We start from the raw sequence: 19,574 nt of genomic DNA on the forward strand, positions 1-19,574 counted from the left end.
GTGACGATACGGCTCCCGCATCCTATTCAGCCGGTTTAAACGGCTCACGCGTGTTGGCGAGAATGCCGACCACTTGCGTCCACACCGCCACGTTCTGGCGCAGCTGCGCCGGGTCGATCTTGTCGAGCGTGTCGTTGTTGGTGTGGTGCAGATCGAAATAGCGTGTGCCATCCTGCTGCAGGTCGACCAGCGCGCCGCCCTGATCGCGCACGATGTTGAGATCGGCACCGCCGGTCGCGACCTCGCGCGAGGGCGCCACGCCGAAGCGCGCCACCGCCAGTGCCAGCTTGCGGTACAGATCCGGATTGCTCTGTGTGAAATTGCTATCGATGCGCCAGATACGATCGGCGCCGAAATCGCTTTCGATCCCGACCGCGATGGGCTCGTCGATATGCGCTTCGCTATAGGCAGCGCTGCCCCACAGGCCGGTTTCCTCCGCGCCCGCGAAGAGCACGCGGATAGTGCGCAGCGGCTGGCCCGCCTCGGCAACGTTCAGCGCAGTCGCGGCGGCAATCCCGCAGCCAGCCCCATCGTCGAACGCGCCAGTGCCGTTCCACCAGCTATCGAGGTGACAGGCGAGCAGTACGGGCGGCAACGACGGATCGGTGCCGACGATTTCGCCGACGACATTGCCACTGGTGGTCTCCCCGATCAGTTCGGGCGTCAGCACCAGCTGCATCGTGATCGGCTTGCCGTCCGCGCGCGCAAACATCCGTTCCAGATTGTCCGCATCGGGATTGGAAAGCGCGCCAGCGGGCGTCGCCTTCACGCCTTCGGGAAAGCTCGTGCCGCCGGTGTGCGGAGTACGATCGGTTTCGGTGCCGACCGAGCGGATCACCGTGGCGACCGCGCCCTTGCTCGCCGCGAGGCCCGGGCCGGTCCACCGTGCAGGGCCGGCGAAGCCATAGCCCGAGCCATCCTGCGTCGGGCGCATGTCGTGGCTAATAAAGGCGATCTTGCCCTTCAGGCTGCCTGCGGGTGCAGCGGCCAGATCGGCATAGCTGGGAAAATAGACGACCTCTGCTGTCATCCCGCTCTCGCCCGTGCTGGCGCTGTTGCCCAAGGGGACGATCGCCAGTTCCTGCGCGTAAGGCGCGACCACCCGGGCCATGGCCGGGCCACCCGGCACCCAGGTATCCATCTGATAGGGCTCGTCCGCGACATTGGCGAAGCCGCGGCTTCTCAGCCAGTTCACCGCCCAGTCGCGCCCGCGCTTCTCCGCCTCGGTGCCCGCCTGCCGGGGGCCGACCTCGGTCGTGATCCCTTCGACGAAATCCCACGCGATCGTATCGCTTTCGAGCGCTCCATCGGCGGCGCAGGCGAGTGCTCCCTCGCACGGGCCGGGGCCCAGCTGCGCGGCGGCGGGGGTGGTCAGGAAAGCGGCGGTAGCGGCAAGCGCGATGAGCGAGGTTTTCATGAACGAGAGCGCTAGCGCGCACGCTCGCGCCTGCCAAGTGCCACCCCTTTCTCGACCACGGCAATCGACCGGATGCCGAAGTGATCCACGAAGGCACTAGCGGGAAATACGGTCTTCAGTCTCCCGGTCGAATCTCTATGATTGTCGGCGGGTCCGGGGGGATTTCATGAAAACGCGACGCAGATACGCCGGCCGGAGGCCAGCAAAGCCGACCCTGTTCGATACGCTCAATGCACGCACGCACGAGCGGATCGGGATTCGTGTCGGCAACCCCGCCATCACCGTCCATCGAGGGTTCTGGAGACCGAAATCCTCCCCCGACCACGGCGCCGACTACGACGATGGCGACCATCGCGATAGCGACCGCAGCGACGACTGCTGGCTAGCCAGCATCGATGGCTACGTCAAAGAGGTCGAGACCTCTATCGCGGATTATCTGCGCGAAAGCGGTCTGCCGGTCGTTCTCAACTCGCTTCCGAACCCCCGCCCCGAGCCCGCAAAGGGCAAGTCGTTTCTGCTCTCGTTCGACGTTGGTCCCATCACCGTCACGATCATGTTCGATCTGTTCGAAGAGTTCTTTTCGCAACTCGTGGTGATCGATTTCTCTTCCTGCGCGACTTCAGGCGACAGCCGCGACGCCGATACTGCGCGCGAACCGGTTCTCGACGCCAATCTCTCCGCCATCCACACTGCGCTGCTCGAAGTCGAGAATACGATCATCAGGAGGCTGGATGAGTCTTGGCAACGCCGGGTCGATAAACGGCCGACAACCCGGGCGGAGAAGAAATACGGCGAAACGCGGATGGCAGACATCTCGCGCGATATCTCGCTCGAATGGGACGAGATCAAACCAGTTTTCTTCCCGGATTTCCCGGCGATCAGCAAAGCCGACCGCCTCTTCGCGGACTTTTTCGGGTTCTCCCTGGGAATCGATGTCGCCCAATTCCTGAATGATCCGCCCCCCAAGAACCCTTCGGCGGCGCGACTTCCGACCAAGACTGCAGCCAGTCTTGGAGATAATATCAGACCGACCCAGCGTCTGAAGAACAAGCAATTGCTGATGTCTCTGGCGGATGCCGTGTGGACGGCGGCGACCCATCTCAATCCATTCTATATCACCGATCGGGCAAGGTTCGATCCGAGCCAGGTCGAAGTGTCGCAGCGAGAGCTTTCGTTCTCCACGATCAATCGGCACCGGTCGCTCTACGTCACGTCGATGGGCGGGGCGAAGCCGGATCCCGAACACGGCGTGCGCTACCCGCTCTCCTACATCCTCCTCTCGCCCCACCGCGCCCAATGGCAGATCGGGCGGATTACCGACCGCATCCACACGCTCGGCCTCTTCAGGCTCGCTACGCTGAGGCAGTTCGAAGCGATCCATTCCACAAACGACAGACTGCGGGAGATTATCGGCAAATTCGATGTCGAGAACCACGACAGGTTGCCGCAGGTCGAAAAACAGTATCGCAAGATCCTGCGCGAGAAGTTCCGGCAAGACGGATATTCCTATCGCCTGCAATGGTCGCAATATTACCGGAGGATCTTCGAGGAGACAGCCAGACACCTCCAGTTCAACCGGGTTGAGGGGCATCAGACCTATGAGGAGTTCGTCAGGAAGAAACTGGCCCCCAAATTTCTGCTGCTCGAAAGCGCGTCCAACCGGCTCGACTATGCCGAAAAGCTGCTGACCTCGAAAATTCAACTGCGAAACGGGGATTCGATCAAGCACGCGCTCAGGACGGCGGAAGTGTTCGCTTTTCCGGCGGTGCTTTATGCGGTGATCGAAATCGGCAAAGCCATGTGGGATCTCATCGGCAAGCCTTGGTACCAACACCGGCTTTCCAGTGTCCCATCCATCTGGTTCTGCAATGTTCCGGAGTTGCAATTTACTTGCTGGAGTCTGGGTGGGGTTTCGCTCGCCAATGATGCGCGCATTCTGGCTATCGGAGCATTGCTAACCGCGTCGATCTGGTGGGTTACCCGCCTGGTATCCTGGTCGACAGACAGACCGGGGTTCGGACGACGTCGAGAGAGATCGACGGACTGAGACGGCGCGAATTCGAACGCGCGTTCACCAGAAACGACTGCCGGGTACACCCTTGAACGGGCCGACCACCTTACTGGTGATCCACCCGCCGTAGAACTCGCCAGGCTGCGGCTGGACCACCTCGCCGCCGAGTGTGATCCGGTCGAACGGCGCGGGATAGAAGGCAAGGTGGTCCGCCAGGATGCGGAAGCCCGGCGTCGGCTCGGAGTAGCTCCAGCCGACCTTGGCAAGCCGATCCCCGCCCGCGACGACATCCCAGTATTTTGCCTGCCCCTTCCATTCGCACAGCGATTTGCCGGGCGCACGTTCAAGCACGCCTTTGGCAATGTCGTCGGGCGGGAGGTAATATTGCGGTGGATGGCTGGTTTCGAGCACCCGGATCGCGCGGCGCGTGTCGGCTATCACGATCCCGCGATGTTCGATCACGATATGCGCATCGGCCGGCTCCGCAATCGCGGGGCGCGGATAGTCCCACACGCTTTCCTGCCCCGGGCCGGGCTTTATCGGATCGGGCCTTTGCATGGGGGACCTTCTATCCCCGTGCTGTGCGCGTTGTGAATACGGCCTTCAGGCGAAGACGACCGCGACGCCCTGCGTGACTGCCTTGGCGAGCGCAGCCGCATTCCAGTTGGTCAAGCGCACGCAGCCATGGCTCGCGCTCTTGGCGATCAGCGCGGGATCGGGCGAACCGTGGATGCCGTAGCCTTCCTTGGTCAGATCGATCCACGTGCCGCCGACCGGATTGTTCGGCCCCGGCGGCAGGATGTAGGTGCCTTCAGGGCCCCATTCCTGCGCGTCGCCCTGAAAGGTGTAGTTCGGCTCGGGCGCAATCGCGGTCACTTCCATACTGCCGCTGGGGCTCGGAAAGCGCGTGCTGCCGATGGTCGCGGGGTAAGTGGCGACGATCTCGTCCGCGTCATCGAAGGCAACCAGTCGGTCATCACCCTTGCGCACCTCGATCCGGGCAACGTCGCCCGCGATCTTGCCGTCGCCGTGGCTCACGATCACCAGCTTGGTCCCCGCCTTGCCGAAATCGGCATCGGGGTTGAGCGCGCGCAGGAAATCCTGGTCCATATGGAAACGCTCGGCCAGCATTTCGAGCGCGGTTTCGTAACCCAGCTTGTCCATCTCCGCCATCTGCGCAAACTCGGCGGGCATGTCGCGGAAGGCGCCCTTCGCGTCGGCCTCGGTCACGGTATAGGTGCGGAAGATGTCGCCGGTCTGATCGTCGAGCAGCGATTGCAGCAGGGCCTCGTCCACTGCGCTGCCCCCGCCCAGCCCGTGTGCTTCGCGGTAATAGCGGATCGCGCTGTCGGTGTTCCCGCCGCCGCGGCCGTCGATCACGCCGGGCGCATGGGCGCTGCGGTCGAGCATCACCTGCACCGCGATCATTTCCGCCGTGCGTTCACCCAGCATTTCCTGCGTCACTCCATCGGGCAGCGTAAGGGCGACCTTGCCGTTTTCGATCCGCGCCTCGGACCGGCTCGCGGTGCGCACATCGTCGTAGCCGCCGGTCCCGGCCTGTTCGGCAGCAGGCTCGGCCTGCTCCTGCGTTTCGGCAGAATCGGTGCCCTGCATGCCGCAGGCGGCAAGAACGGCGAGAACGGGGGCAAGCGCTAAGGTTTTGATCTGGTGCATGAACGGCGAACGGCTTCACGCACTGCAGCGTTCCCCGATCAGCCTGCGATCTTTCTAGCCAGCGCATGGCCGGAGAGAAACGCGTTCTCGACCCGGGGCCCGCTGGTCCAATCGCCGCAGGCGCCAAGCCGGAGTTCGGGATCCCACACGGTGCCCGTATCGTTCTTCTCGCACATGGCGTAGCGCCAGCGGTGCGCGCTCGACATGACGACATGCCGGAGCGGCCCGACCTGCGCCTCTAGTGCGGCGAGAAGCTCGTCGCGCACTTCGTCTTCCGTTCGTTCGAGATTGCGGCGCGACCATTCGGGTGTTGCGTGAAGGACCCAGCATTCCTGCGCCGCATTTCGGCCCGGCTTGGAGGAATTGCGCGCGGCCCATGCCAGCGGGCTATCGCTGGGCAAGGCGTCCGAGATCGTATCGGGCGCGTCCAGCCGGGCATCGAACGCGACCATCGCGGCCCAGCATGGCGCGCTCGCCACCCAGTGCGCCAGATCGGCCAGATCGGCGGAGTGCGGATCCAGCAACGGGCCGGCCTGCTCTGCGGGCACCGCCGCCACCACCGCATCGAAGCGCGTATCGGGCGCGCCTTTGCCAATCAGCCACCAGCCATCGTCGCCCCCGGATCCAGCGCGCGCGATGGATTCGATCCGCGTCCCGAATTGCACATCGAGCGTGTCGGCCATCGCGCGGATCGGCGCGTTCATGGCGGGCGTACCGACCCACGCGCCCTCCCCGGCTGCGGACCACCGCGCGACGATGCCCTCGCGCTCCCACTCGCGGACCCGTTCGACAAAAGCCGGATCGCGAGCGGTGAAATACTGTGCGCCGTGATCGAAACGGAAGGTCTGGCCGCCCTGCTCGAAACGCCGCGTCGCCATGCGGCCCCCGGCCCCACGACCCTTGTCGAACATCGACACATCGTGCCCCGCGCGCCTCAGCTGCCCGCCACAAGTAAGACCGGCCATCCCGGCCCCGATGATCGCAATTTTCATTGATCTGGGCACATGGGCGGCCCCGCCTCACCCGCATACCTGCCCCAAAGGCTAGGGTCGCGGCTGCAAGCGTGCTTGCCCCACGCCGCAGAGGCCACTATCTGCCGAGCCAAATCTCCGAACACAGCCAGACCCGAAGGACCATCCAATGGCCGCGCAATATGCCTACGTCATGAAGAACATGACCAAGACCTTCACCGGCGCCCCCAAGCCGGTGCTGAACAATATCAACCTGCAGTTCTACCAGGGCGCGAAGATCGGCATCGTCGGGCCCAACGGCGCGGGCAAGTCGACGCTGATGAAGATCATGGCAGGGATCGACACCGATTATGCGGGCGAGGCATGGCCTGGCGAGAACATCACGGTGGGCTACCTGCCGCAGGAGCCCGAGCTCGACCCGACAAAGACCGTGCTCGAAAACGTCAAGGACGGCGCGCGCGAAACCGCCGACATGGTCGAACGGTTCAATGCGATCGGCATGGAAATGGCCGAGGAAGACGCCGATTTCGATGCGCTGAGCACCGAAATGGCCGAGCTGCAGGACAAGATCGACGCGGTCGACGGCTGGACGCTCGACAACCAGCTCGAAATCGCGATGGAAGCGCTGCGCTGCCCGCCCTCGGACGCCAGTGTCGAGAACCTGTCGGGCGGTGAGAAGCGCCGCGTCGCGCTCACCCGCCTGCTGATCCAGAAGCCGGGCATCCTGCTGCTGGACGAACCGACCAACCACCTCGACGCCGAAAGCGTCAACTGGCTCGAAAACCACCTCGCCGAATATGCCGGCGCGGTGCTGATGATTACCCACGATCGCTACTTCCTCGATAACGTCGTGGGCTGGATTCTGGAGCTCGATCGCGGCTCCTACTACCCCTACGAAGGCAACTACTCGACCTACCTGGACAAGAAGGCGAAGCGCCTTGCGCAGGAAGAGCGTGAGGAAAGCGGCCGCCAGAAGGCGCTGTCCGAAGAGCTCGAGTGGATCAGGCAGAACCCCAAGGGCCGCCAGACCAAATCCAAGTCGCGTCTGCGCAAATTCGAGCAGCTGCAGGACGCACAGGCCGACCGCAAGCCGGGCAAGGCACAGATCGTCATCCAGGTGCCTGAACGCCTCGGCAGCCAGGTGATCGAAGCGCACAACCTGACCAAGAGCTTCGGCGACAAGCTGTTGTTCGAAGACCTGAGCTTCACCCTCCCCCCCGGCGGCATCGTCGGCATCATCGGCCCCAACGGAGCGGGCAAGTCCACCTTGTTCCGCATCATCACCGGGCAGGAAGAGCCGGACTCGGGCTCGATCAAGATCGGCGACACCGTGCACCTTGGCTATGTCGACCAGAGCCGCGACGACCTGACGGCGAGCAACAATGTGTGGGAGGAAATCTCCGACGGGCTCGATTACATGAAGGTCAACGGCCACGACATGAGCACGCGTGCCTACGTCGGCGCGTTCAACTTCAAGGGCCAGGACCAGCAGAAGAACGTCGGCAAACTCTCCGGCGGCGAACGCAACCGCGTGCACATGGCTAAGATGCTGAAGGAAGGCGGCAACGTGCTGCTGCTGGACGAACCGACCAACGACCTCGACGTGGAAACCCTGCGCGCGCTGGAAGACGCGATCGAGAACTTCGCCGGCTGCGCCGTGGTCATCTCGCACGACCGCTTCTTCCTGGACCGCCTCGCGACGCACATCCTCGCGTTCGAGGGCAACAGCCACGTGGAGTGGTTCGAGGGCAACTTCGAGGCCTACGAAGAGGACAAGCGGCGGCGCCTGGGCGATGCGGCGGATCGGCCTACGCGGTTGGCGTACAAGAAGCTGACGCGGTGATCAAAAAGGGGCGGGTTTGCCCGCCCCTCGGTTAGGTCAAAAGCCAGATCGCCACCTGAGACCACCGGATGATGATCTGCTGCGAACTTCCATTCGCGGCCATTTCTTGACGAGCTTTTCGCGCACGATCCGGTCTCGATCTTTTCGTGGCCTTCGGCATAGTCCTGCCTGGTCCTGCCGGTCTGCGACACATGGCCCGAGCCCGCGCCCTCGCGACGCTGGTGCGCGCTAGCCGTCGGGTCGGCGGTCATGCCCACATGCATCCCGCCGCCAGAGCGGTTGGTCGTGAGGCACACCCGGCCACGCTTTTTTCGCGCGCTTTTTATTGGCGACCGCCGCCGCATCGCCGAACAGGCCCGCAGCGCGCAAGGTCGGACGGGCAACGAGCCCTCCGCCGAAAGCGGATGGTCCGCCTGGAGGACCCACAATTGTCGGTTTTGGGACCCGGTTGTTTTCCCATGCGCTGCGACGGGCATGAACAACAAACACACGCTCTTGTGGCCCGTCCTTGCCTTCAGCACTTTCTGCCTTATCGGCCTCGGCGCGCGAGAAGCGATCGGCACGGTCTACGGCGCGGCCGAGGCGCGCGATTTGCTGGAGGCGCTCAGCCGCGCGGGGCTGTATCTCGGATCGGCCATCGCGACCGCATCGGCCACCACGCTCGCGCTGATGCTGACGCTGATCGGGATGTTGCGGCGGATCGATACCGAATTCGACCAGCAAACGTACAAGCAGGTGACGCGCATCGCGGTGCTCTCCACCGCCACGCTGATGATAAGTTTCCTCGTCCTGCTCGCCTTTACATTGCCGATCGGCGAATTCGAGAACCTGCCAAGCGGCTGGTACAACTATCTCTACACCGCACTGTTCGCGCTGACAGTCGCGATGGTGGCGCTGGCAGCGACGAGCGTGACGATCGTGTTCATGACCATCCATTCGATCGTGACGCACATCACGCCGGGCGACGATGTCTAGCGGCAAGCGGGGCGACGGGCGTTTTTCCTACTCCAGCAAGAGCCGCTAGACCGACGAGCCGCTCTTTCGCATCGTCAGCTCCCCTCCGCTCCTCGCCCTCACCCGCGCCTGCACGAGCGAAATCCGCGCTTTTCGCCGACCGCCGTTTTTGACGTCAGGACACTGTGTCAGGTGTGTCAGGCGTTGCCGGCCGTCGAACCCTTGGGCGGGTCTTCATCGCCCATGCCGTCACTCTCATCCGGCTTCACGGACGGCGCGAAATCGCCCGCGAGCGCGTGGTAAAGCCGTTCCTTGCACACCAGCGACCCCGCCCAGTCGCCGATCAGCGCGGTCGCGAACAAGGGCAGGATCGCGTGGCTCGACCCGGTCGCCTCGCTCAGGATGATCACCGCGGTCAGCGGCGCGCGGACCACACCGGTAAAATATCCGCCCATGCCGATCAGGATGATCAGCCCCGCCTGTTCGGGTGGGAACAGCGGCGTCAGCAACTCGCCGAAGCCAGCCCCCACCGCCAGCGAGGGGGCGAAGATGCCGCCGGGAATGCCGCTCGCGCTGGTTGCCAGGGCAGAGACAAACTTGGCGGGGCCGAACCAGTATTCGGCGTCCGCGCCCGAAAGCAGCGCGCGAGTGGGTTCGTAGCCGGTGCCGGATGTCGCGCCTGCGGTAACGTAGCCAAGCGCGCCGACCACGACCCCGCAGACCAGCGCGGTCGTCAAAGGCCGGGCGCTGAGCCGCGCGGCGAAGCGCCCGCCCGGCCCGCGCAAGGCCAGCACCATGCGCGAGAACAGGCCACCCGCCGCGCCGCCCGCCAACCCCGCGATTGGCGCCGCGATCAGCACGGTCCCGATCGGCAGGCTGCCCGAGATGTGGCCGAAATAGACGTAATCGCCGGAAATACCCTGCGCGGTCAGGCCCGAGATCATCACCGCGCCCATCACCAGCACGGCGACTCGCTGCTCGTAAGCGACCGCCAGCTCTTCGATGGCGAAAGCGATCCCCGCAAGCGGCGTGTTGAACGCCGCCGCGACGCCCGCTGCGCCGCCTGCGATGTATACGCCTGCGGTCAGCGGCACGCGAAACAGCCGATGGACCTGCACCATGATCGCTGCGCCCAGCTGCACCGTCGGCCCCTCGCGCCCCACCGATGCCCCGCCAAGCAGCGCAGCGACGGTCAACACCGCCTTGAACAGCGCGGTGCGGATCGCGACCAGCCCGGCAATGGCCGCGTTGCCGGGCGTCCGGCTCGCGGCGATGACCTGAGGAATGCCCGATCCGCGCGCGTCCTTTGCGAACCGGTTGGTGAAGGCGGCAATGGCGACGAACACGAGCGGCGCCGAAACGAGGTAGACCCACGGACTTCGGTGGGTCGTCCGCTCGAACAGCTGGCTGGCATGGTCGCCCGCGATCGCAAACCCGATCGCGACCAGGCCGATCAGCACCGCACTTACCAGGGTGGCGGCACGGCGGCTCCAGTCGGCCGTGCTGATCAACTCCTTGCCCATGCCCGGCAGCAGATTCGTCGCAGGCAGGCGGGGGCGTTTCATGGTGCCGCACCTATGGCAAGGAACCTGCGGGGTCTAGGGCGTCGCCCAGCACGCTGCGCCTGTGACAAGGTCGAACTGCGCACGGCGATGGCCGTCACGGGCAAGCGTGAACCAGTCGAGCTGTTCGATCTCGACCAGCAGGACCGCGAAGTTGGCGCGGGCGGGCGCAAGCTCCTCGTCGCTCGGCGCGATCCCTTCGAAGGCTTCGGGCAGGCCCGAGGATGCCGTGTCGCTGAGTGTGCCCGGCCCATCGCCGAGGTAACAACGGCGCGCGAAGTTGTCGCCGGCCTCCCACGCCGCCTGCACAGTCGGCCCGTCCCGCTCGATCCGCGCGGTACCGCGCAGGCGGATCTGGACCTTCTCGGACTTGTCGTAAAGCAGCACGCCGATACGCGGATCATCTTCGATCACCGCAACCTTGGGCGCACGCCTGTCCGTATGAAAGCGCAGGCTCCAGGGTTGGAATGCGCGCAGGACCATCACCCGCGTATCGGCATCGGCGGTTGCCACGACCGGCGTGTGCATGGGAGATCGGCGGTCGCTCGCGGCGCGGGCAAGGCGCCGGGCCGCATCCTCGCGTATCTCGTCGAGCGTTTCGATCATGGCACCCTCAACGCACGAGGCGGACGGAATTGTCAATTTTGCCGGGCCTGCAAGCTATCATTCATTAAGTCATATCCGAATATGAACAAGAACCCTTACGAAATGTTCAGATTTGTGTCAGTGCGTATCAGCCATGTATCGCATCGGGACAGAGAAGCCGCATGGTGGGCGCGGCGAAACTCCCAGCCAACGGTGGGCCAACGCAACGAAGGGAGCCGCACACACCATGTACGATCTATCAGACCTTTTCCGCTATGGCGGGTTGAGCGCACTGGGGCTGGCACTCGCCGCCACCGGCCTGCCCGCCAATGCTGCCGTGAACGCACCGCAGCAAACCAATGTCCTCACCTTTGTCGGCGCCTCGAGTGCGGCGGCGGCCCAGCCGGATCGCCGCGCACCGCGCGAACGGGGTGAAACCCGTCGGGGCAGCGGCGACCGGGCGCAGAGCCGCCAGCAGCGTCGCCAGGCCAACCGCCAGCAGGCGCGGCAGGAACGACGCCAGGAACGACGCCAGGAACGACGGACCAATACCCGCGATCAGGGCGTTCGTGAACAGCGCCAGCGCGCGCGCCAGGCTCGCCAGGAAGCCCGCCAGCAGCAGCGTCGTGCAGAACGTCGGACAGAACGCCGCGCCGATCGTCGCGCAGACCGCCGTGCCGATCGCCGCGCAGACCGCCGTGCCGATCGGCGGGCCGATCGCCGAACGGAGCGTCGTGCAGACCGCCGCGCCGATCGTCGGGCCGACCGCCGTGAAGTTCGGCGTGAAGTTCGCCGGGAGGCCCGTCGCGACGCGCGCCGGGATCAGCGCCGCGCCTATCGTCAGGCGGAGCGTCGCTGGGAGCGTCGCGAAGCACGCCGCGACCATCGCCGCTGGAACCGCGCATGGCGTAACAACAACCGCTATAACTGGCGGCACTATCGCGCGGCCAATCGTCGGGCTTTCCGTCTCGGTCGGTACTATGCGCCCTATCGCAACTACAGCTATCGCCGCCTGAGCATCGGCTTCACGCTGGGCAGCCTGTTCTTCGGCAACCGCTACTGGATCAACGATCCGTGGCAGTATCGTCTGCCGGAAGTCTACGGCCCGTATAAGTGGGTCCGCTATTACGACGACGTGCTGCTGGTGAACACCTATTCGGGCGAAGTGGTCGACGTGATTTACGACTTCTTCTGGTAAGCAGCCGGATCGCCTGACACTGCAAACGCCCCGTCGATCATCGCGATCGGCGGGGCGTTTCGCTTATTGGCGGGCCTTCCCGCCGAACGGCAGCATGCGGAAGATGCCCAAATCCTTGTCGACGAAGGTGTGCTTGAGCGCGCCGAGAATATGCAGCGCGATCAGGTAGATCATGATCGTCCCAGCCGTCTTGTGAAAATCGAAGATCGTGCCGCCCAGGTCCGTATTCATGCCCACCGGCAACACGGGGATTGTGAACAGGCCGAAGAAGTCGATCGGCCGCTCGACCAGCGAACTCGCCAGCCACCCGCCAAGCGGCAACCCGACCAGCAGCAGGTAGAACAGCACGTGCGTCGTCCGGGCGAGAATACGCTCCCACGGGGCATAATTGTTCGGCAGCTTGGGCAAGGGATGGGCGAAGCGCCATGCAAGCCGGCCCAGAGTCAGGGCGAGGATCAGCATCCCCAGCGCCTTGTGGTTAGCGAACACCGCGCCTTTCGCGGCGCCTTCCAGATGCTCGGCACTTTCGGCGATCCGCCAGTTCACGATCACGAGCACCGCGATCAGCCAGTGAAAGATCATCGCGCCCAGGCTGTAGCGTTTCGGATTCTCGATTTGCATTTCCCACCTCCAGACTCTTCGTGCTGGACCTAGCAGCGCGTCGGGACGCTTGCTAGAATGCCTGCATGACCGACACCGCCACCAAGACGACCAAGGTACCGGACCAGAGCGCGCTCGCCCGCGTTGGCAGAACGGTTCGCGCGCGGCTCGATGCCGATCCCAAGGCCTACAAAGTGCCGACCGACAAGGCCGAGATCTATGCCATCGGCGACTTTTTGAGCGCGAACGAATGCCGCAAGCTGATCGAGATGATCGACGTCGTCGCCAGCCCGAGCTCGCTTTACGAAGGCACGTATAAGGATGGTTTTCGCACCTCCTACACCGGCAATTTCAATCGCGACGACACGACGGTGAAGATGGTCTCGCGCCGGATCGACGACGCGCTGGGCCTGTCGGGCGAGCTGGGCGAGACAATGCAGGGCCAGCGATACCTGCCGGGCCAGCAGTTCAAGGACCACCACGACTACTTCTACCCGACCGAGAATTACTGGAAGATGGAACGCAAGAATGGCGGCCAGCGCAGCTGGACCGCGATGCTGTTCCTCAACGATGTTCAGGCCGGCGGAGCGACGTCTTTTCCCGAGCTCGGTATCAGCATCGAGCCCAAGGCAGGCGTGCTGCTGACCTGGAACAACGCCAAGGAAGACGGCACGCCCAACGAGGATACGCTGCACGCGGGCACGCCGGTAACGCTGGGCTCCAAATACGTCATCACCCGGTGGTATCGCAGCCGCAAATGGGGCTGAGACTTCAGGCGTTCTCGATCGCGTCGGCGATCAGTTTCTGCGTGTTCTCGATCCCGTAAAGCGCGATGAAGCTACCCATGCGCGGGCCCTGCTCCGATCCCAGTAGCGTCTCGTAGAGCGCCTTGAACCAGTCGCGCAGGTTCTCGAACCCGAACTCTTCCCGCTTGCCGATCTCGTATACGATCGTCTGCAAGTTTTCCGCGCTCATATCGGCAGGCACCTGCGCCAATTCGCCGTCCAGCGCGGCCAGCGCCGACGCTTCATTGGGCGTGGGCGCGCGGCGCTTGAGCGTCGGGGCGATGAAGTCGCGGCTATAGGCCAGCGCGGTACCGACCAGCAGATCCAGCTCGGGGTGCTTTACGGGGTCGGGGTCCGCGATGTAGTTACCGAGATAGGACCACACCTGGTCGCGCGTCGCGGTCGCGCCCATCACGCCCACCAGATTGAGCAGCAGGCCGTAGGTCACCGGCAGGCTCTCGCCAGCACCCGGTGCTTCCTCCGCCTGATAGCCGCCATTGGCGCGCAGCAGGTGCCACGCCGGGTTGCCGAGCTGCTTGTCGAGACTCTGCTCGGGCAGCCGTTCGCGGAACTGCCAGTAATCGTCGACCGCGCGGGGGATCACGCCAACATGCAACTGCTTGGCGCTCTTGGGATTGGGGAAAATGTAGAAGCCGAGCGATTCCTCGCTGCCATAGGTCAGCCACTCGTCGATCGTCAGGCCGTTGCCCTTCGACTTCGAAATCTTCTCGCCCTTCTCGTCGAGGAACAGCTCGTAGATCAGCCCCTCGGGCTTGCGACCGCCCAGCACCTTGGCGATCTTGCCCGACTGGATGCCGGTATCGGTCAGGTCCTTGCCGTACATCTCGTAATCGACGCCCATCGCGACCCAGCGCATCGCGAAGTCGACCTTCCATTGCAGCTTGGCCTGCCCGCCGAGCGCGGATTGTTCGACCACGCTGCCATCCTCATCGGTGAAGCGAACCGTGCCTTCCTGCGCATCGACCACCTCGACCGGCACCTGCAACACGCGGCCCGTGACCGGGCTGATCGGCATGATCGGCGAATAGGTCGCCGCGCGCTCTGCCCGCAGCGTCGGCAGCATGATGTCGAGGATCGCCTGGTTGTTGGCCAGCACGCCCTTCAGCGCATCGTCGAACGCGCCGCTCTCGTAACGTTCGTGGCTCGCGATAAATTCGTAATCGAAGCCGAACCGGTCGAGGAATTCGCGCAGCTTGGCATTGTTATGATGCGCAAAGCTGGGGTGATCGGTGCCGAACGGGTTCGGAATGCGGCTGAGCGGCTTGTGCAGGTTCGCCGCGAGCAGCTCGGCGTTCGGCACGTTGTCAGGCACCTTGCGCAGGCCGTCCATATCGTCGCTGAAGGCCACGAGGCGCGTCTTGCCATCCTCGGGCCGGGCGCCGATCAGCGCTTCGAAAGCGCGGCGCACCAGCGTGGTGCGCAGCACTTCCTGGAAGGTGCCGATATGCGGCAGGCCCGAGGGGCCGTAGCCGGTCTCGAACAGCACCGGCGATCCGTCGGGTTTTGCACCATCGGGATAGCGCTTGAGCAGCCGCTGCGCCTCCTGGAACGGCCAGGCCTTGGATGTGCGGGCGGCTTCGATCAGATCTTGCATGCTCATGGCATCAGCCTGTTACGCAGGCACTCTCATGTTGCAAGCGCGAATGGCCGGAGCGCTGACGCCCCGGCCTTGCGCTTCAGTCATAGTTGACCACTTCAAACTCGATCCCGTCCCAGTCGAAGAAGTAGAACCGGCGCCCCGGATCGTAATCGTCGTGCCCGAAGGGTTCGAGGCCGTGGCCTTTTACCACCTCCTCGGCAGCGGACAGATCGTCGACGACGAAGGCAATGTGGTTTAGCGGGTGGCCCGTGGCGAAATCGCCGCTCACGTGCTCAATGGTGTAAAGCGCCAGATAATCCACCTCGCTCCCGATATGGATCGACCGACCGGAATTCATCGAAGGCCCCCTCCACCGCTCGTGCCACCCCAGCAGATCGATCAGCAGCGCCGCGCTGCGCTCCGGATCGGTCACAGAAATATTGGCATGTTCGAGATAGCCTTTGGGCATCGCTTTACTCCTTCTGCTGGCGGTGCCGAAGCGGCTCCGCGACTGCGATGCGCACATCAATGCAACCTCAACCTCACTTGAGGTCAAGCAGGAATATCCCTATCGCCGCAATCGATGAAAGCGAACGACCTTTTGCCGATTGGCGAACTTGCCCGCCGCACCGGACTCAGCGTGTCGGCCATCCGCTATTACGAGAGTAAGGGGCTGATCGAACCGCATCGCACGGGCGCCAATCAGCGGCGTTTCCTGCGCTCCGACATTCGTCGGCTCAGCTTCATCCTGATTGCGCAGCGCCTTGGGTTATCGCTTGGCGAGATAGAGGCGCAGATGGCGCGCCTGCCGCAGGGCCGCACCCCCAATGCGCGCGACTGGGCGGCGATCAGCCGCGCGATCCGCGAACAGCTCGACGCGCGCATCGCAGAGCTTCAGCGCGCGAGAGCAAACCTCGACGGGTGCATCGGGTGCGGGTGCCTCAGCCTGACCAAATGTGCGCTCTACAATCCCGACGACGCTCTCGGCGCGGATGGGCCGGGCCCCCGCAACGTGTTGAGCTAGTCTTCCGGCCCGAGATCGGGATCGAGGTCGCGCGGGCGTTTGAAATGGACCAGCTTGGCGGTCTGCGCGCCCAGCTCGCCCCAGTCGTCGATCGGCAGTTCGAGCACCGCGAATGACGCAGTCGGAAACTTAACCATCGCCTCCCGAAAGTCGGCCGTCTCGTGCTCTGGCGAGACGAGCGCCAGGACCACATCCTGCAGCCCTGGATTATGCGCCGCAATCAGCACCGCGTCGGCATCGCCCCCAAGCTCCTTCAGGAGTTCGATATGCGTGTCCGAGCCGGCGAGATAAAGGCGCGCGTCGAACGTCGTGTCTACACCGAGCGCGGCTTCGTCCAGCGTCAGGCGCACGCGCTGCGCCGGGCTGGCGAGCAGGCAATCCCAGTCGACATCGTGCCGACGGATATGGCGGCCCATCAGGCCAGCGCCCTTTCGTCCGCGTGCATTCAGGCCGCGGTCGAAATCGCGCTGGTCGCGATCGACCCAATCGGATTTCGCATGACGGAACAGGCCGAGATATTTCACGTGTTCAGCCTCATGTTGGATCCTCAATCCGCCGTCATGTCGAACGCGGCGGGTACATTCCCTCCCTGCCTTGCAGGCGGCCCCGCCGCAAGGCGCGAAACGGCCTCGGCCAGCGTAACGCGATGAATCGGAGTGCCTTCGGGGAAAGCGCTGAGCAACCGCGAAGGAAATGCGGCGGACAGAACGACGAAATGGCCCGAATCGTCGCGCGTACGGATCAGCCGCCCGAATGCCTGCGCCAGCCGCGCGCGAATGATCCGGTCGTCGTACGCCCCGCCTCCTCCAGCATCTTCCGCAAATGCGGCACGCCGCGCGCGATGAAGGATCGTGGGGCGCGGCCAGGGCACTGCCTCCAGCACCACGCTCCGCAAGCTTTCGCCGGGCACGTCGATCCCGTCGCGCAGGGCATCGGTGCCGAGCAGGCTCGCGCGCGGATCGTCGCCGAAGATGTCGGTCAGCGTACCGGTATCGATCGGATCGACGTGCTGGGCATAGAGCGGTAGTCGTGCTCTCGCGAGCCGGTCTGCGATCCGCGCATGAACGGCGCGTAGCCGCTTGATCGCGGTGAACAGCCCCAGCGTGCCGCCGCCTGCAGACTCGATCAACTGCGCATAGGCCCCGGCAAGCCCGGCGAGATCGCCGCGCCTGATGTCCGTGACGATCAGCACTTCGGCATTCCTGGAATAGTCGAAGGGGCTCGGCTGGCTGGTGAGGCCGGGGTTGAGCCCGATATGATCCGCGCCGCTCGCCGCGATGGCGCGGTTCCAGTCGACCTCCCCATCGACCGCGCGATCCGCGAGCGTTGCGCTGGTCAGCATCACGCCATGTGCGGGTTCGAGGACGATCTTGGCAAAGGGCTTCATCGGATCGAGCCAGCGGCGGTGCAGGCCGATATCGTACTCGCGCGATTCGAACCGGTCGACCGCCAGCCAGTCGACGAAGTCGGGTGTAGTAGGCCCGCCAATCCGGCCGAGCAGCGCCTCCCACGCAGCGATCAGGTCGATCCGCCAGGCAAGCGAGTGTCGCGCACCCTCGATCCGCGCGCGGCCCTGCGAATCGAGCCAGTCGGGCGCATCCTCCAGCACCGCTTCGAGCCGCTGCCCCAGCGTCAGGAGCGGCTTGCGCAGGCTCGCAAGCGCGCCTTGCGCTTCTTGCGCGGCATCGACCAGTGGCCCGGGCGGGTCCGCAATCTCGGTTTCGATCCCGTAGCCTGCTTCCTGTCCGCCGCTTTCGTCGCGCGCGAACACCGTGGCGCGAACCTGCGACAGCAGCTCCTCCAGCGGCCCGGACGGCGCACCTTCGCCGATCCGCCCCAGCCAGCCATCGGCGGGCAGCGCCTGCGCCGCTTCGATGGCGGCCTCCACCGCGTCGCCGCTCGCATCGTCGTAGGACGCGACATCCGCCAGCCGGGCGGCGAGACCGCGCCGCCGCCCGCGCGTGTTGCGCTCCGGCCCGATAATCCAGCGGCGCAGCTCGATCGCTTCCTGCCCCGTAAGCGCGGCGGCAAAGGTGCTGTCGGCTGCATCGAATACGTGATGCCCCTCATCGAAGATCATGCGCGTCGGCGGGTGGCCGTGGTGCCTGCCGCGAGCGGCGTTGATCATGACCAGCGCGTGGTTCGCGATCACCAGATCGGCCTGCGCGGAGGTGCGCGCCGCGCGTTCGATAAAGCACTTCCGGTAATGCGGGCATCCGGCATAGACGCACTCGCCGCGTTGGTCGGTCAGCGCGGTAATCCCGCGGCGGGGAAACAGCGTGCCGAGCCAGCCGGGCAGGTCACCGCCAATCATGTCGCCATCGCGCGAATATTGCGCCCAGCGCGATATCAGATGGGCGAGGATCGCGCCGCGGCCGGCAAACCCGCCCTGCATCGCGTCTTCCAGATTAAGCAGGCACAGGTAATTCTCCCGCCCCTTGCGGACCACCACCGGCGCCGACCCATCGGCGCGCTTTTCCGGCCACGCACGGCGGCTTTCCCGGCGCAGTTGGCGCTGGAGGTTCTTGGTATAGGTGCTGACCCAGAGCGTGCCCTGCGCGCGTTCCGCCCAAACGCTCGCGGGCGACAGATAGCCGAGCGTCTTGCCGATGCCGGTGCCAGCCTGCGCGAGCAGCAGGTGCGGCCTTCCCCTGCTTTCTCTCGGGGCGAAAATCTGCGCGACCTCGGTGGCATAGGCGCGCTGCCCCTCGCGCTTTTCGGCCCCCTCACCGGTCAGGCGGGAAAGCTGAGCGCTGACCTCCTCTTCGGAAATCGCGACCTGCGCAGGCTGCGGGCGTTCGGGCGTTTCCTCCCATTCGGGCAAGGTCGCGAACACCCAGCGTTCGGCCCGTTCGGGCTTCGCCACGATACCGGCAAGCACCTGCGCCCACGGCCAGCGCGCGCGGGCGAGCGATTGCAGCGTGCTCCACGCACCATGCCGCTCGGCCCAATCCTCGCGCCCGCACACGGCGAGCATCGCCGCCAGAGCTTGGCGCAGGAAGGCAGGCGTCGCCGCGTCGTCCTGCGGCGGATCGATGCTGAGTGCCGCCGCCAGTCCCTTGGGTGTCGGCACACAAAACCGCGCAGGGTGGAGGAAGGCGTAAAGCTCGAGCAGGTCGAGCCCGGAGAGGTCGGGATAACCCAGCCGTGCAGCGACCAGCGGCGCGTTGAGCATCAGCACCGGCGTATCTGCACAGGCGTTTATCGCCTGGCCCTTCGCGATCTCCTGCACGGTGCCATCGGGCGCGCCCAGCCATAACCCTGCATGGCTGGCATGGAGCGCGGGCAGAGCGGGAATCTCGGAGGACGGCGCAGCCATGCCCCGGTTTAGATGGGCGCGGAACGAAAAG

At 64.9% G+C, this 19,574-nt stretch carries 17 protein-coding genes; 6 read left to right on the top strand and 11 right to left on the bottom strand.

What is annotated here, in order from left to right:
• Positions 1-22: 22 nt before the first annotated feature.
• Entirely contained in the window at positions 23-1,417 is a 1,395-nt protein-coding gene (locus tag AAG612_RS04175) for a M20/M25/M40 family metallo-hydrolase (protein ID WP_342507513.1), read from the bottom strand.
• A 166-nt stretch (positions 1,418-1,583) separates the two neighbouring features.
• Here AAG612_RS04175 and AAG612_RS04180 point away from each other — a divergent pair, with 166 nt between their 5' ends.
• Positions 1,584-3,464, top strand: a complete 1,881-nt coding sequence (locus tag AAG612_RS04180; RefSeq protein WP_342507515.1) for a hypothetical protein — start codon at positions 1,584-1,586, stop codon at positions 3,462-3,464.
• A 24-nt stretch (positions 3,465-3,488) separates the two neighbouring features.
• Here AAG612_RS04180 and AAG612_RS04185 read toward each other — a convergent pair whose 3' ends face one another.
• The 3 genes from AAG612_RS04185 to AAG612_RS04195 form a co-directional block, all read right to left on the bottom strand.
• A complete protein-coding gene (locus tag AAG612_RS04185; RefSeq protein ID WP_342507516.1) occupies positions 3,489-3,986 on the bottom strand; it encodes a DUF427 domain-containing protein in 498 nt (165 codons plus the stop codon).
• Between the two features lie 45 nt (positions 3,987-4,031).
• Positions 4,032-5,042 carry a L,D-transpeptidase family protein gene (locus AAG612_RS04190; protein ID WP_342507518.1) on the bottom strand — a complete coding sequence of 337 codons (1,011 nt, stop codon included), beginning with the start codon at positions 5,040-5,042 and terminating at the stop codon, positions 4,032-4,034.
• A gap of 98 nt (positions 5,043-5,140) precedes the next feature.
• Positions 5,141-6,094, bottom strand: coding sequence for an NAD(P)/FAD-dependent oxidoreductase (locus AAG612_RS04195; RefSeq protein WP_342507520.1), 954 nt, complete (start codon positions 6,092-6,094; stop codon positions 5,141-5,143).
• Between the two features lie 148 nt (positions 6,095-6,242).
• On the opposite strand from AAG612_RS04195, the gene ettA reads away from it, so the two are divergent.
• Complete coding sequence (ettA, locus tag AAG612_RS04200) at positions 6,243-7,916, top strand: energy-dependent translational throttle protein EttA (RefSeq protein ID WP_342507522.1); 1,674 nt, start codon at positions 6,243-6,245, stop codon at positions 7,914-7,916.
• A gap of 474 nt (positions 7,917-8,390) precedes the next feature.
• Positions 8,391-8,891 (top strand): hypothetical protein, encoded by a 501-nt coding sequence (locus AAG612_RS04205; RefSeq protein WP_342507525.1) that lies wholly within the window; start codon positions 8,391-8,393, stop codon positions 8,889-8,891.
• Between the two features lie 176 nt (positions 8,892-9,067).
• Here AAG612_RS04205 and AAG612_RS04210 read toward each other — a convergent pair whose 3' ends face one another.
• Both AAG612_RS04210 and AAG612_RS04215 read right to left on the bottom strand, forming a co-directional pair.
• On the bottom strand, positions 9,068-10,435 hold the full coding sequence (locus AAG612_RS04210; protein WP_342507527.1) for a chloride channel protein: 1,368 nt from the start codon (positions 10,433-10,435) through the stop codon (positions 9,068-9,070).
• 33 nt (positions 10,436-10,468) lie between these two features.
• The gene (locus AAG612_RS04215) at positions 10,469-11,038 is read right to left on the bottom strand and encodes a pyridoxamine 5'-phosphate oxidase family protein (RefSeq protein WP_342507529.1); all 570 of its coding nucleotides are present in this window, start codon (positions 11,036-11,038) and stop codon (positions 10,469-10,471) included.
• A gap of 226 nt (positions 11,039-11,264) precedes the next feature.
• On the opposite strand from AAG612_RS04215, the gene AAG612_RS04220 reads away from it, so the two are divergent.
• Positions 11,265-12,215: an RcnB family protein gene (locus AAG612_RS04220; RefSeq protein WP_342507531.1), complete on the top strand. Its 951-nt coding sequence runs from the start codon at positions 11,265-11,267 to the stop codon at positions 12,213-12,215.
• 63 nt (positions 12,216-12,278) lie between these two features.
• Here the strand turns inward: AAG612_RS04220 and AAG612_RS04225 are convergent, their stop codons facing one another.
• Positions 12,279-12,836 (bottom strand): cytochrome b, encoded by a 558-nt coding sequence (locus AAG612_RS04225; RefSeq protein WP_342507533.1) that lies wholly within the window; start codon positions 12,834-12,836, stop codon positions 12,279-12,281.
• A gap of 65 nt (positions 12,837-12,901) precedes the next feature.
• On the opposite strand from AAG612_RS04225, the gene AAG612_RS04230 reads away from it, so the two are divergent.
• Positions 12,902-13,582 carry a prolyl hydroxylase family protein gene (locus AAG612_RS04230; protein ID WP_342507535.1) on the top strand — a complete coding sequence of 227 codons (681 nt, stop codon included), beginning with the start codon at positions 12,902-12,904 and terminating at the stop codon, positions 13,580-13,582.
• A gap of 4 nt (positions 13,583-13,586) precedes the next feature.
• On the opposite strand, the gene AAG612_RS04235 is transcribed toward AAG612_RS04230, so the two are convergent.
• Positions 13,587-15,221: a lysine--tRNA ligase gene (locus AAG612_RS04235; protein ID WP_342507537.1), complete on the bottom strand. Its 1,635-nt coding sequence runs from the start codon at positions 15,219-15,221 to the stop codon at positions 13,587-13,589.
• Between the two features lie 76 nt (positions 15,222-15,297).
• The gene (locus tag AAG612_RS04240; protein ID WP_342507539.1) at positions 15,298-15,669 is read right to left on the bottom strand and encodes a VOC family protein; all 372 of its coding nucleotides are present in this window, start codon (positions 15,667-15,669) and stop codon (positions 15,298-15,300) included.
• A 114-nt stretch (positions 15,670-15,783) separates the two neighbouring features.
• Here AAG612_RS04240 and soxR point away from each other — a divergent pair, with 114 nt between their 5' ends.
• Entirely contained in the window at positions 15,784-16,224 is a 441-nt protein-coding gene (gene soxR, locus AAG612_RS04245) for a redox-sensitive transcriptional activator SoxR (protein WP_342507541.1), read from the top strand.
• Here the strand turns inward: soxR and AAG612_RS04250 are convergent.
• Complete coding sequence (locus AAG612_RS04250; RefSeq protein WP_342507543.1) at positions 16,221-16,748, bottom strand: SixA phosphatase family protein; 528 nt, start codon at positions 16,746-16,748, stop codon at positions 16,221-16,223. The genes soxR and AAG612_RS04250 overlap by 4 nt on opposite strands.
• A 23-nt stretch (positions 16,749-16,771) precedes the next feature.
• Entirely contained in the window at positions 16,772-19,543 is a 2,772-nt protein-coding gene (locus AAG612_RS04255; protein WP_342507545.1) for an ATP-dependent DNA helicase, read from the bottom strand.
• Positions 19,544-19,574: the final 31 nt, after the last annotated feature.

It is taken from the genome of Citromicrobium bathyomarinum (assembly GCF_038594605.1).
GTDB lineage: Bacteria > Pseudomonadota > Alphaproteobacteria > Sphingomonadales > Sphingomonadaceae > Alteriqipengyuania > Alteriqipengyuania bathyomarina_B.

Coding starts and splice junctions, on each gene's coding strand:
- AAG612_RS04230 (WP_342507535.1), top strand. CDS start 12,902: ATGACCGACACCGCCACCAAGACGACCAAGGTACCGGACCAGAGCGCG.
- AAG612_RS04185 (WP_342507516.1), bottom strand. CDS start 3,986: ATGCAAAGGCCCGATCCGATAAAGCCCGGCCCGGGGCAGGAAAGCGTG.
- AAG612_RS04255 (WP_342507545.1), bottom strand. CDS start 19,543: ATGGCTGCGCCGTCCTCCGAGATTCCCGCTCTGCCCGCGCTCCATGCC.
- AAG612_RS04195 (WP_342507520.1), bottom strand. CDS start 6,094: ATGAAAATTGCGATCATCGGGGCCGGGATGGCCGGTCTTACTTGTGGC.
- AAG612_RS04210 (WP_342507527.1), bottom strand. CDS start 10,435: ATGAAACGCCCCCGCCTGCCTGCGACGAATCTGCTGCCGGGCATGGGC.
- AAG612_RS04175 (WP_342507513.1), bottom strand. CDS start 1,417: ATGAAAACCTCGCTCATCGCGCTTGCCGCTACCGCCGCTTTCCTGACC.
- AAG612_RS04235 (WP_342507537.1), bottom strand. CDS start 15,221: ATGAGCATGCAAGATCTGATCGAAGCCGCCCGCACATCCAAGGCCTGG.
- AAG612_RS04225 (WP_342507533.1), bottom strand. CDS start 12,836: ATGCAAATCGAGAATCCGAAACGCTACAGCCTGGGCGCGATGATCTTT.
- AAG612_RS04215 (WP_342507529.1), bottom strand. CDS start 11,038: ATGATCGAAACGCTCGACGAGATACGCGAGGATGCGGCCCGGCGCCTT.
- AAG612_RS04180 (WP_342507515.1), top strand. CDS start 1,584: ATGAAAACGCGACGCAGATACGCCGGCCGGAGGCCAGCAAAGCCGACC.
- AAG612_RS04205 (WP_342507525.1), top strand. CDS start 8,391: ATGAACAACAAACACACGCTCTTGTGGCCCGTCCTTGCCTTCAGCACT.
- AAG612_RS04220 (WP_342507531.1), top strand. CDS start 11,265: ATGTACGATCTATCAGACCTTTTCCGCTATGGCGGGTTGAGCGCACTG.
- AAG612_RS04240 (WP_342507539.1), bottom strand. CDS start 15,669: ATGCCCAAAGGCTATCTCGAACATGCCAATATTTCTGTGACCGATCCG.
- ettA (WP_342507522.1), top strand. CDS start 6,243: ATGGCCGCGCAATATGCCTACGTCATGAAGAACATGACCAAGACCTTC.
- soxR (WP_342507541.1), top strand. CDS start 15,784: ATGAAAGCGAACGACCTTTTGCCGATTGGCGAACTTGCCCGCCGCACC.
- AAG612_RS04190 (WP_342507518.1), bottom strand. CDS start 5,042: ATGCAGGGCACCGATTCTGCCGAAACGCAGGAGCAGGCCGAGCCTGCT.